This is a genomic window from Methylobacterium sp. GC_Met_2 (genome assembly GCF_026540795.1).
Lineage (GTDB): Bacteria > Pseudomonadota > Alphaproteobacteria > Rhizobiales > Beijerinckiaceae > Methylobacterium.
This window is the reverse complement of record NZ_JALNUM010000164.1, coordinates 1-10686: the sequence shown is the minus strand read 5'-3', so window position 1 is coordinate 10686 and position 10686 is coordinate 1. Positions and strand designations below refer to the sequence as shown.

The 10686-nt window shown below is 60.7% G+C and carries 14 protein-coding genes; 8 read left to right on the top strand and 6 right to left on the bottom strand.

Annotated elements, in window-relative coordinates:
- Positions 1-544: 544 nt before the first annotated feature.
- Both OXS49_RS30920 and OXS49_RS30915 read right to left on the bottom strand, forming a co-directional pair.
- Positions 545-778, bottom strand: coding sequence for a hypothetical protein (locus OXS49_RS30920; RefSeq protein ID WP_267428415.1), 234 nt, complete (start codon positions 776-778; stop codon positions 545-547).
- A 2-nt stretch (positions 779-780) separates the two neighbouring features.
- Complete coding sequence (locus OXS49_RS30915; protein WP_267428414.1) at positions 781-1890, bottom strand: hypothetical protein; 1110 nt, start codon at positions 1888-1890, stop codon at positions 781-783.
- A 450-nt stretch (positions 1891-2340) separates the two neighbouring features.
- Between OXS49_RS30915 and OXS49_RS30910 the strand changes: the two genes are divergently transcribed.
- Positions 2341-2535 carry a ribbon-helix-helix domain-containing protein gene (locus OXS49_RS30910; RefSeq protein ID WP_244001943.1) on the top strand — a complete coding sequence of 65 codons (195 nt, stop codon included), beginning with the start codon at positions 2341-2343 and terminating at the stop codon, positions 2533-2535.
- Between the two features lie 665 nt (positions 2536-3200).
- Here the strand turns inward: OXS49_RS30910 and OXS49_RS30905 are convergent.
- A complete protein-coding gene (locus OXS49_RS30905; protein WP_267428413.1) occupies positions 3201-3386 on the bottom strand; it encodes a hypothetical protein in 186 nt (61 codons plus the stop codon).
- A 556-nt stretch (positions 3387-3942) separates the two neighbouring features.
- Positions 3943-5391, bottom strand: a complete 1449-nt coding sequence (locus OXS49_RS30900) for an ATP-binding protein (protein ID WP_267428412.1) — start codon at positions 5389-5391, stop codon at positions 3943-3945.
- A gap of 472 nt (positions 5392-5863) precedes the next feature.
- Here OXS49_RS30900 and OXS49_RS30895 point away from each other — a divergent pair, with 472 nt between their 5' ends.
- The 3 genes from OXS49_RS30895 to OXS49_RS30885 all read left to right on the top strand — a co-directional run bounded on the left by OXS49_RS30895 (position 5864) and on the right by OXS49_RS30885 (position 6762).
- Positions 5864-6112 carry a hypothetical protein gene (locus tag OXS49_RS30895; RefSeq protein ID WP_267428411.1) on the top strand — a complete coding sequence of 83 codons (249 nt, stop codon included), beginning with the start codon at positions 5864-5866 and terminating at the stop codon, positions 6110-6112.
- Positions 6113-6238: 126 nt separating this feature from the next.
- On the top strand, positions 6239-6529 hold the full coding sequence (locus OXS49_RS30890; protein ID WP_267428410.1) for a hypothetical protein: 291 nt from the start codon (positions 6239-6241) through the stop codon (positions 6527-6529).
- Between the two features lie 71 nt (positions 6530-6600).
- A complete protein-coding gene (locus OXS49_RS30885; RefSeq protein WP_267428409.1) occupies positions 6601-6762 on the top strand; it encodes a hypothetical protein in 162 nt (53 codons plus the stop codon).
- A gap of 759 nt (positions 6763-7521) precedes the next feature.
- On the opposite strand, the gene OXS49_RS30880 is transcribed toward OXS49_RS30885, so the two are convergent.
- On the bottom strand, positions 7522-7689 hold the full coding sequence (locus OXS49_RS30880; protein WP_267428408.1) for a hypothetical protein: 168 nt from the start codon (positions 7687-7689) through the stop codon (positions 7522-7524).
- A gap of 73 nt (positions 7690-7762) precedes the next feature.
- On the opposite strand from OXS49_RS30880, the gene OXS49_RS30875 reads away from it, so the two are divergent.
- From OXS49_RS30875 to OXS49_RS30865, 3 genes are all read left to right on the top strand, one after another.
- Positions 7763-8011, top strand: coding sequence for a hypothetical protein (locus OXS49_RS30875; protein ID WP_267428407.1), 249 nt, complete (start codon positions 7763-7765; stop codon positions 8009-8011).
- A gap of 691 nt (positions 8012-8702) precedes the next feature.
- Positions 8703-8963, top strand: coding sequence for a cell wall-binding protein (locus tag OXS49_RS30870; protein WP_267428406.1), 261 nt, complete (start codon positions 8703-8705; stop codon positions 8961-8963).
- Between the two features lie 219 nt (positions 8964-9182).
- Positions 9183-9353 carry a hypothetical protein gene (locus OXS49_RS30865; RefSeq protein WP_267428405.1) on the top strand — a complete coding sequence of 57 codons (171 nt, stop codon included), beginning with the start codon at positions 9183-9185 and terminating at the stop codon, positions 9351-9353.
- Positions 9354-9360: 7 nt separating this feature from the next.
- Here the strand turns inward: OXS49_RS30865 and OXS49_RS30860 are convergent, their stop codons facing one another.
- Positions 9361-9594: a hypothetical protein gene (locus OXS49_RS30860; RefSeq protein WP_267428404.1), complete on the bottom strand. Its 234-nt coding sequence runs from the start codon at positions 9592-9594 to the stop codon at positions 9361-9363.
- Between OXS49_RS30860 and OXS49_RS30855 the strand changes: the two genes are divergently transcribed.
- On the top strand, positions 9593-9826 hold the full coding sequence (locus OXS49_RS30855) for a hypothetical protein (RefSeq protein ID WP_267428403.1): 234 nt from the start codon (positions 9593-9595) through the stop codon (positions 9824-9826). The genes OXS49_RS30860 and OXS49_RS30855 overlap by 2 nt on opposite strands.
- Positions 9827-10686 lie beyond the last annotated feature (860 nt).

Genomic DNA, 10686 nt, shown 5'->3' with positions numbered 1-10686 from the left:
ACAGCCGGGCCTGCACCTGGCGTTCGGCCATGGCCACTACGGCATGACCGCCGGCCCGCCGAGCGGGCGCCTGGTCGCCGCGCTGTTGGCACAGCGCGCGGCCTCGATCGATCCGGCCCCCTATGCCGTCGGCCGCTTCGCGTCCTAAGCGCAGCATGAAGCCTAGCCCCGAAACGGACCGGGCGGTGATGAAGCCCGGGGCTCCAGACTGAGGGTTCATGGCGCCTCAGGAGCCCGAGCGCGCCTTCGCCACATTCGCCGTCTCAGACGCTGCGAATGATTCGCGGAGGTTCGCCGTGCTCCGGCGATCGGCGCTCCCTGTTCGCACTCTGAACCATGCAGTTTGCGCCAAGAAGTATACCAGCCCGAGCTGCGACTTCTCGCTGAAGTTCGACAGCTTCGTCCCAGTGAGAGGATCGCGCTCAATTCCGCCCAGCTGAGCAGGAGGCGGCTGTAACAGCAGCGATATTGTATTGGAGCTATGACGTTGGGAACCACTGATAAGCTGGTGCGATCTGCATGTGCACCCATGGTGACCAGCTTCTCACTCCAAAGCTTTTTCGAGACGATCTGCCGGGATCTGGATGCAGCGAGGGCTGTCAGCTTTTCGGACTGATTCATCGGTGGGGAATGCGGCCTCTTCGTCCCGATCATCCAAAAGCGCCACGATCCGCTCTACGACGTCGAGCGCGAGCTCTGCGAGTTGCTCGAATTCCTCACGTGGGATTGCCTTGGCCGGAACTCGGCGGCTGGCGGGAAATGGAACGACGTTGCTCATGCTCAGCCCCAGGCCTTCACGGCTTCCATAAGGAGATCGCGATTGCGGATGGCCCCCTCGCACAGGAGCTCGTCCTTGATGCGCAGGCTCAGAGCAGTGTCGCGCTCCCAATCCACCCGCGGCTTCCGCAAGCGCATCTCGTCGGCAATTCGATCTCGGATAAATGCCGTCCGTTCGCCTTCGGCATCGGCCAGCGCGCCGGCCGGCGTATGGCGGCGCGATCCTGCCTCGCAATGATCGATGCAGTAGGCGAACTCCGAGATGGCCTGCCATTGGTCCCGAACAGAAGTGTAGGCGTCCCAGAGGTTGCTCAGCGCCAGGATGTCGAGCTTGCTGAGATCGACCGCGTAGGCCTGCGTCATCGCCCATCCGGTCTCGCCTCCGGCTTTGAGCGCAACGGGGCTACCCTGCTGCCTGGCGAAGCGGTCGGCCGTGTCCAGAAGGATGGTGAGCGCTTCCTCCTGGAACGTGTTGCCGATATTGATCCTGCTATCCCGCAGGAAATCTCGCAGGTGCGCGGCCAAGGCGCATAGGCCAGCCGTTGTGGTCGGCGTGGTCGCGGCCAGCGCTCCGTAAGCCTGATCCGCATGCTGGCAGGCCAGTTCGGACAGCTCGTCCGTCAGCTGCGAATTAGCGGCGGTGAAGGCTGTGCGATGTGCGGCGATCGCTGGCAGGATCGGGTCAGCCTGCTCTGATGCTTCGGCAGCTGCGAGCGCATCAATCCCATCGCAGATCGCCCGCACGGCGGCATATGGCAGGCCGCTATCGAGCGAGTTCACCTCGAAGCTCGTACGCAGCACCTCGACCTTGCACGCGAGATCACCGATCGAACGCGCCGGCGCATCGATGACAGCCTGCTCCGCGGCCGATGCTATGGTCCCGAGGCGATCAGCAGTTTCGTCAGTCAGACCGCGCTGATTCACGGCCTCGACCGCAGCCAGCCAGTTATCGCGCAGTTCGGCGGCGCGCGCTGAAGCAGTTGGCGGTGAAGCCTCTTGTCCCTTGGTAGAGCGCTTCAGAACGCGGGCGGCCGATGCCTCGACGTCGGCAGCGCGCTCACGCAGAGATGCACGCTGAGGGGACTGCACCTTCCTCTGAGTTGGCTTTGCCATCACAGCCTCCATGCGCAAGGCATGAAACCGTAGGCGAAGACACCTCCGGCGATGATGGCGATGGCGGTCAGCAGCTCGCCGGCGGCATCGAGGAACCGAAGCGCGCGGCTGTGCGGAGTATCAGGTCGAACCGGAGCGACAGCCTCCCAGGGTTCGATAGCACCGGGCAATGGCTCGTGTGGCAGGGAGCCGTAGCGGTGGACGCCTGGGTGTTCCCGAACCGTGCCGATGACAACCGGACGACGGATTGGAACGGGCTGGCTGAAGTCCGGAATGGCGGCACAAGGCCGTGAGAACGAACGGGAACGTTCACCGGCGCATGCCGGTGCTGTACCGTGATGGGTAGCCATGATCGTCTCCAGAGGACGGATGTGGTCAGGGCCGAGCAAGAGCACCACCTCTTGTTCGGCCCGGCAGTTTCTGACATTATCAACCTACGAGAGGTTTTCAATGTCAGAAACCGGCAAAAACAAAGGCGGCCGCCCTCGCGTCGATGCCACTCCGATCACAGTTCGGGTCCCACCGGGTCAGCTCGACAGTCTGGATGCATGGATCGCCGATCGTCCGGAGCCGAAGCCCAGCCGACCTGAGGCCATTCGGGAAGCTGTTTCGGAGCACCTGAAAGCGAAGGGCTACCTGAAGTGAGGATGAGGTCCGTCAGCGACCACAGGCGGTGAAATGCGGGCCATTCTCATTGCCGCGGTCGTCGCGATCGCCTTCGTCGCGGCCGTCATTCTGGGCGGACTGGTGAGCTACGGCAGGGGTTGAGCCCAACCCGCTGTGACCTGTGGATCACGCAAATACTGAATTGACTGGCTGCTAAAATTTCGCACTGGCCGATGGAGGCAGTCCAGGGGCATCAAGGGCCTCGCTACGCTGAGATGCCCCCAATGCCGATCGCCCTTTATGACCGCTTCCATCTCTATATCGCGACGGCGCTGGTATGCGGCGGGGTCGCGATGATGGCGGCGGCTTGGCTGCTGGATGCGCTTTGAGCTGCTCGCGTGCCGGCCAGGGCTAAGTGCGGCACAGCGAGGATCCGGAGGGGGCGAACTAATGCTCCGCACCAATTGGTCGAAGGCGAGGGGCTAGCTGAGGTGAGGACGCCGCTGCTCGCGATGGCGCTCCCTGTCCTCGCAGTGTTGGCGGGAGCGGTGAACATCCTCAACGGTCTTGTCTGTGAACACCCCCAGCTCACGGTTTTGGTAGTCGGACTCTTTGCCGGTGGTGTGGTCGCGGTACTAAGCTGAAGTCATTCCCGATCTGGTGGAAGGACACTTAAGGGCGAGGATCCTTAAGCGTGGCTTTAGCTAAGCACTGTTCTCGTTGACCGCTTGAGTGATGGGACTCTGAAGATCCTGTGCAATCTGCTCACCGGCCATTTGGAGCAGGATGCGAGCGACTAACAGCATCTCGCTCGTGCCGTGCTTCTTAACCGCCTCGAAAGCGGCGATGCAGGCATCGACCATAGCCTCCGGCCCCTGATCCTCGGTCATTTGTTTCGCAGTCCGTAATTCTATTGTCCCTCTATCTCAGGACCGAAACTGTTGCACAACCTGTAGTTTTAGATGGGGGGGCATGCGGTTGAATGCTGCATGGCACGGTTGCGCATGATCATATAGCTCGCAACTCAGGTGCGAATTAACCGTTGCCGGTTGCGAAGCTGAGGAGTGCATGAGCATGCCGAAAGACGTCGAGTCAGCGGCTCATTCGAAACCAGATGCGCTGCAGCGCGTCGCCGACGCTCTCGGCGTGCCGGCTGCAAGCTTTACTTCCGACGTGCCGGCCGCCTCCCGCGTAGCTGAGACAGCCGAATTGTTGCGCCTCTGGACAGCGATCCGCGATCGGGATGACCGCAAGGCGCTCCTCGCAACCGCTCGCGACTTAGTCAGCAGGTATGACGTTGGGCGTGAGGCTGCCGAGTAGCGCCATCCGCCCTTGAAGCCGCCGGCGTCATCTTCATCGACGAGAACGGCGAAGGGCCCGGGGTGCGGCTGAAGAAGCCTACACCCATATCTGCTTGGGGGTTACGGAGCGCGGCGAGATAAAATTTCAAGCTGCCGCTTCCAGTGCCTCACGCACTGGATTGACAACGGTACCAAGACTTTTTTCAGAAGCAGAATTAGTAGCCCATGCAGCACATAGTGCCTGCCATAAAATAGTTCCGCCAATAAAAAGGCGATCCGCGGCCTCGTTGACCCAATCATGGTGATCAGACAGCGTCATAGCTTTCTCAAGAGCATCAATAGTTTCCGATGATCCGCGCCCGATGCGCGAGGAAATATTGGGCCAACCTTTATCTTGTAGATCATGAAAAATCACACGTTCCGGCGCGTCATCTCCCGGTATGACTACGCAGCCAGTTGATGGCGCTTGGTCGCCATCTAAGTAAACAATAGAAGGTCTTGGAAAGCGCTTTTGGCTCGCCATAAGTCCAAGAGCATTTCCTACCGAGGCGCTTCCGTAAGGTATGATTTTTGCCCGAGATAGGAGATCTCGATCGCTCGCTACAATCATCTCTCCGACTAATGCAGCAGCTCTCACATCTTCAACGTAAATATCACACTCCGGATGCTGTTCCTCATCCATTCTAGTCATAGCGAAATCAGGGCTGACGCCTGTTACGACGCTTTTTCCGCCTACACCTTCCATAAGGTAGATGCGACCTTCCGGAGGGAGCTCGCCAAGCACATAAGGCGAATGAGTTGTCAGAACGATCTGAAGCTCTTTATCCCTCGCAATACGACAAAGGTCTCTTATCAGTCGTCGTTGAGCTCTAGGATGAAGCGAGGTTTCGACTTCATCTATCAACACAACGCCATACTTTGGATAATCGGGCGCGAGCAACTCAGCTACGGCAATTTCACCTACTCCCTGGTGAAAGCCAGAATATCTATTTCCGCCAATTTCTAAAACCGGGATCTTCCGCTTATCATCGGCGCTAGTTACCGAAAGGCCAGCAGTCACGTATTTTTTCCCAATAATGTTTGTCAGTCGTTCCAGCTTGTCTGAGTCGAAAGGGATGTGCGCACCTTCAGTAACTCCCGCCTTGATGAGTTTTGGATAGCCCACCCGTGCGCTCACAGGCTGAATGCGACTGAGGTCGATGTATTCTACGCGCCTTTCCGGACGTTGCGGATTTCCTCTCCAGCGATCGGTAGGCTTTCTAACGGCGCGAACTTGGGAGACACCTCCCTCCCGATAGGAAAAGCGAATCGCAGCAGCGCGAATTTTTTCAAAGGGTGTATCAGGGAAGAAATCAGAAGCGTATCGCTCCTTCTTCTTGTCGCTTGCTCGGTAAGAGGCCGCTACTGCTTGAAGTACTGTACTTTTGCCAGAGCCATTCTCCCCCACGACAGCCACGACTGGATAGTTCAAGTCGACTCGCTGCCCCGTCCAGCCCCGGATCCCAAGTATCTCCAACCATTCTAAACGCTTGGGCCATCCTGTGCCGGTGCGCCACTTATTCTGAAGTTTCCGAGCTTCTGAGGAGAGCGCCATCCGATGCCTCGCGCCGTTCTTAGGTGGCGCATTCAGGGGTCGTAAGCCGCTTAAAGTCAATTCTAAGCGGCGCTCGACGCTCGTCAGCGCCGCCAATTGACGGCAACGGTGCTGTGATTAAACCGCTGCCGTCTTCAAATGGAGCAAAAGGCCCGCCCAGGCACTGGGCCGGGCGGGCTAAAGGTGGTCTCGTCGGGGGAATGCTACGAAGATCCGCGAGCGGCCAGGCAGTTCCCCGCCCTCTCAATCCGCCCGCCGCATCTGCGCGCCGCTGCGCTGCACTAAGAGTCAGAATGCTTTGCCGAAGTCGAGAGCCCGGCTATCCTGCACTCATACGCACAGCCCTCGCCGCCCTCGCTCTCGTCGTCGCTGCCGGTGGGGCGTAGCCCGGTAATTCTGATCACCGCGGTCGCGCGCTCTATTTGAACTAGGAGCGCGGTCCTGTCGCCGCAAATCCCACCTGGAATTGCACATGCCATCGATCACGCCTTCGGTCGCCCAGGGTCGACACAAGGCCTTGCGCGCTTTTGCCGACAACCCGCAGGGGCTGCCCGGGAATGCCTATTCGAGCGTGATGCCGGTGCTTCAGGCTGCGGGCTTGGTGACGCGGCGGGACGCAGGACTGAAGGGCCGCCGAACGCTGTGGTTCTTGACGTCAGCCGGCCACGATATGGTGACCCAGGTTGGCACGGATGAACTGCAGAAAAGGCGGGGCGAATAACGGACGATTAGGTGGGAGTCGAGCACAGGCCGCTTTCGCGACAAGCCGGCTCAGGGCGGTTTGGACAATCAGCTTCACTCTCGACACTGTGATCCTAGCCGCTATCCTGTCCCTATGCGCAGATCCGTGGCTGCCCTCGCTCTCATCGTCTCCGCCGGTGGAGCGCAGGCTCAGCAACAGCTTCCGACCGTTCCCGAGCTGCTGACCGCCGAGCTGAAGGCATCGCTGGCCTGTGAGGCCGCCGGGGACCCGGCGGTCACCCATGAGCAGTGCAGGCTTCATGACCGGTTGAGCGGCCGTCTCGCCCAGGCCGGCTACTGCTATGGCCGCAAGGGGCAGGCCGAAGGGAAGAAAGACTGGCACGCCTGCCAGCCGGACTCGATATACGAGGACGACATCGAGGCGGTGCAGCGCTGATGTTCAGGCTCCCGCCTACCAGCATGTATCGCCTTCAGACCCTTGCTCAGACCGGTCCCCGTTTCTACCAGGTGACCGCCTACATGCGGCGCCTTGAAGTGCTCGGTCTGGTGGCAGCAACCGGGCGAACAGATCCCGGGAAGAAAGCCGTCGAGTACTGGATCACTGATGCCGGGCGGGCCGAGTTGCAGCAGCGTTTCGGACCTTTTTCGACGACGCCAATCGAAGGCTGACGTTGCCAGCGTGTGAGCCGGTCCGATTGAGATGCTCTACAACGTCGCCGCGTAGGTCACTCGTCACCAACTTCCGGGGCCTCGTAACAAAGGCATGCGAACTCGACGAGGCCGGCTAGAATTCCGAGGGCGCAGACGGCTTCGACGTGCATCAATCGCTCCGACGTAAGTCCTAATTCCCAGATAAGGGAGAGGCGGAGCAACAAAGCGGCGTGTGTCTTACTGTTCCATCGCGGCCATAGAAAAAGCCCGCCGCGGCGAACCGAGCGGGCTGAAGTTGGGGCATCGAATCTTGGGGGATCCAATCGGTGCTTCATATCGCAGCCAGGGCGCGCGTGACGTCACGATGCCGAGACAGAAAACCCCGCGCGGCTGAGCCGGCGGGGCTGAAGGTTGTCTCGCTGGGGTATCGAGACCTGATATACGCGCGGCCGCACGCGTGGTTCCAGAAGGTCTCAATCGCCCGCCGCACCTGCGCGCAGCTGCACTGCACGACGTTCGCGAGCGAGTTGTCTGGCAGCCGCGCTCGGTTATCCTTCCGCCATACGCGAAGTCCTCGCTCTCGTTGTCGCTGCCGGTGGGGCGCAGGCGGCCGATCCGCTGCCGAAGTTCAAACCCAACACTCTCTACACAGATGCCCGAGTTTCGCTTCTGAGCCTGGGCTGGCAGCCGGTACCAGCATCGAACAGATCATGCGATCAGCGCGAGAGCACCTGCCAGACCTATCCTGAGGCCGAGAGCTGCGCGCCGTTTGGCTCGTCAGCCTGCCTGATGCTTTGGAAGCGCGGTGAGCAGATCATCAGCGTGATGACGATCGGCGACAACGACATCCTGGTGCGATCTGCGTCCTGCCGGTCCGGCTGCTAACTGCATCGACTTAAAACCCGCCGCAACGAACTGGGCGAACTCAGTTTCAATCTTGACCATCCAAACTGATTTAAGCTTTTGTTAAGGGTCGAATGACCCAATTGCACCTTGAGCAAACTACGGAGGGCGAACGATGACCCAGCTTGTCCAGTTGAGCTTCCGCGTCAAAGAATATCAGAACGGCAACCCCTACATCATGCTTGAGCAGCGTGGTCTACCTGGCGAAGCTGCAACTGAGACGATGAAGCCTTTCGCGTTCGATCTCAGGCCCGGGACAACTTGCGAACAAGCTGACGGATTAGTCCAGGCCATGCGCTTGATCATCACGCATGTGCATTTCGAGGCAGCGCCCGTTGTTATACAGCAGGAAGAAGCGGCCTGACCGTCCGTTTCGTCTTGCATATGCCGATCATGCAGCGTGAAGATATCCAGGACGGCCGAAGCAAAGAAAAGCCCGCACCGGTGAACCGGGCGGGCGAAAGTTAGAGGCCTCCCGGTGCGTTACGCCAGGCGACTGCGGCGATCGTACCAGAGTCGCGAACACAGGAAAGGCCGCCGCGATGACAGATCGGGCGGGCTAATTGATCTGAGAGACGAAAGTTACTTCCCGCTGGGCGCAGCATAGCTGCCGGTCGCTCCATTGCCGCCGCTGCTACCTGCCGGTGCGCCCGGTGTCTTATTCCGGGCGAAGCTTGCACCTGGATACCGTCGCTGCGTCCGAGACATCATCCGCCGCCGCATATGATGGTGCCTCATCCTCACGGTGGTAAGCATGTCGGATGAGGAAGTGATAACCGCTGCGGGGCCGGCGGGCACGGCCGCGGCCGGGAGGGTCAGGCTTGCGAGACCTACACCGGCCAGCGCTGCGAGAAACATCGTACGCATAGAATTCCTCCTTGCCGCGGCTCCGCAGGAGCGCGCTGGCTCACGAGGAAGCGCCGAAGCTCGCTATCAGTTCACAGCCCTTGTCTACCCGCGACTCGGCACCGCGGCGGGATGCGTTACACGAGGCCATGGACCTACGATTGAGCTACGAACAGGCCGTCCGTCTCCTTGAGGAGCGCGTTGTCCAGATGCGCCAGGACAGTGCGTCCTCTGAGACCATCGCCCGCGCCATCCATGCGGAGCGCCTGCGGTTATCGACACAGTTCAAGGCGTTGACGCCTGAGCCGTACCAAAGCCGCATCCGGGAGCGGACGATCAGGGTCTACGGCAACGAGCACGGCCCATCAATTGAGTTCCTGAGGGCGAAGGACAAGTCCTGGGACGCGATCATCGAGAGTGCGACGCGCCCAGGGCCACAAGTCGGGCTCGACCGTGAGCAGTCGATGTAAGCCGACCCGCAAGCTCGCCGGCGGCTTCCGTTCACCCTCCATCCGCCTTCGTCACCCTCCGCTCGTGGTTCTGCACGATGTCGCGGAAAAGGTTTTCGGGTCACGCCTGCCCGTTGTTGCTCGCCATTGCGTAGGCCCGCCTCGGGCCAACCAAGCGACACGGGACCTTAAGCTTACCGGTTCACCCTACCGGCATCGAGTTCAGTCCCGGTGTTCTCCATGACCTTCGCGCTATTAGCCGCCCTTACAGCCGGCACCTTGTGCCTGGGGATGCTGTCCGTCCTCATGCCGCTCAAGCAGCCGCGCGAAGACGTTGAGCTAGGGACGCTCGATGAAGACGATTTCCTCGGTTTTGGCGGTTCTATCATCGACCTAGAGCCAATTCGCTGAACCATTCTCATGCCTGCCCGCTGTTGGCAGCCATCGCGAAGGCCCGGCCCTTCAGGCTCTGCTTCAGGTCACTGATCAGACCTGCCGAGTCCGAAGCGCTACTGTTGACGATCACGTCGCCGTGCATGTGCGTGGTGTCGGTGCGGACCGAACTCTGCCAGTTGTCGTTGCTGATGCTGGAGGCCTGCGCCGCCTGGGTGACCCGAGCCTGATTTCTTCGCCAATCCCGGAGCCCAGCCATGACGAGCCCCAATTTGGAGGAGCGCAGAACCGAGCGCCTTCCCGATCTCGACGACGCCTCGCTCGCCTGCATGCATCGGATCGCGAAGCTAGCCGACATCCCGCGCAATCAAGACAACACCGGCATCCGCAACAGCATCCAATTCATGGTCCGCGAGGCCATGCGCGCCGTTCTCCCGCCGGACGATCCTCGGCTTGACCCCGATTACCCGTTCAATCTGGAGAAGGACTGAGCAGCACGGTCAAGTCCGGCGCCATCACGCGCGAGGCGGTCGTCCGAACCATCGCCGACGGGCTCGGAGTCGTCTGCGCGCCGCTCTGCTGCCTAGGGTCACGCCACCCCATCCGCCTTTGCCATCTGCCGCCCGTGGTTCTGGACGATGTCGCAGAACAAGTTGCCGGTAGCGTGCAAGGCGTACAAAGTTGCCCACCTCGGCGAGCCGGGCTGACTGGGTTTGGCCCTTTAACGGCGACATCGCACCGTCGTCTTCCTCTGGCGGAGTTTGAGGTGCATTTTATTCCAGAGGCGAGTCACAGCCCTGGCAGTCTGGAGCTCGCTCGTCGGTCGCTAGAGGCTCGCAGCCGGTCAAGGTCACCGCCATGCGCTTGCGGATCTTCGTTTGGCTGCGACGTCGGGCGAGTAGGTCCAAACCCGTCCGCCCTGCTGGCATCTTGGAGGCTGTAGCAGCCCTACGTACAGACGGACTCATAGTGGCGCCCTATCTGGACAAGTACGGCTTTCAGCACTGGCAGATGGGTGATTTCGTCATGACGGAGGCTGCGGTCATCCAATTCGCCGTGGGTAGGGGGATGCTCAGTGACCGCTAGGTGAACCGTTCCACTGACCCGACCTACGTCATCCCAACTGGCCTCGCGGGCAGTGGATACTGAACCTGCCCTATGCCGAGGCGATCACTGTCCGGCGCGAGGAGCGAGGAAGATGATCACTGGGCCCCAGCTTCTCGCCGCACGGATCTCCATCGGCTGGTCACCTGCGAGATTAGCCGGACGTGCCAAGGTACCATTGGGTGTCGTGGCACGCGCCGAGGGCACCCCAGGCGAGCCGACGGTTACCATCGCGCAGCTGAACGCT

Bases quoted from the DNA above. Each gene is read 5' to 3' on its own strand.
- OXS49_RS30860 (WP_267428404.1), bottom strand. From the start codon at position 9,594: ATGGCTGGGCTCCGGGATTGGCGAAGAAATCAGGCTCGGGTCACCCAG.
- OXS49_RS30880 (WP_267428408.1), bottom strand. From the start codon at position 7,689: ATGGTCAAGATTGAAACTGAGTTCGCCCAGTTCGTTGCGGCGGGTTTT.
- OXS49_RS30905 (WP_267428413.1), bottom strand. From the start codon at position 3,386: ATGACCGAGGATCAGGGGCCGGAGGCTATGGTCGATGCCTGCATCGCC.
- OXS49_RS30895 (WP_267428411.1), top strand. From the start codon at position 5,864: ATGCCATCGATCACGCCTTCGGTCGCCCAGGGTCGACACAAGGCCTTG.
- OXS49_RS30900 (WP_267428412.1), bottom strand. From the start codon at position 5,391: ATGGCGCTCTCCTCAGAAGCTCGGAAACTTCAGAATAAGTGGCGCACC.
- OXS49_RS30855 (WP_267428403.1), top strand. From the start codon at position 9,593: ATGACGAGCCCCAATTTGGAGGAGCGCAGAACCGAGCGCCTTCCCGAT.
- OXS49_RS30875 (WP_267428407.1), top strand. From the start codon at position 7,763: ATGACCCAGCTTGTCCAGTTGAGCTTCCGCGTCAAAGAATATCAGAAC.
- OXS49_RS30915 (WP_267428414.1), bottom strand. From the start codon at position 1,890: ATGGCAAAGCCAACTCAGAGGAAGGTGCAGTCCCCTCAGCGTGCATCT.
- OXS49_RS30870 (WP_267428406.1), top strand. From the start codon at position 8,703: ATGCGCCAGGACAGTGCGTCCTCTGAGACCATCGCCCGCGCCATCCAT.
- OXS49_RS30910 (WP_244001943.1), top strand. From the start codon at position 2,341: ATGTCAGAAACCGGCAAAAACAAAGGCGGCCGCCCTCGCGTCGATGCC.
- OXS49_RS30920 (WP_267428415.1), bottom strand. From the start codon at position 778: ATGAGCAACGTCGTTCCATTTCCCGCCAGCCGCCGAGTTCCGGCCAAG.
- OXS49_RS30865 (WP_267428405.1), top strand. From the start codon at position 9,183: ATGACCTTCGCGCTATTAGCCGCCCTTACAGCCGGCACCTTGTGCCTG.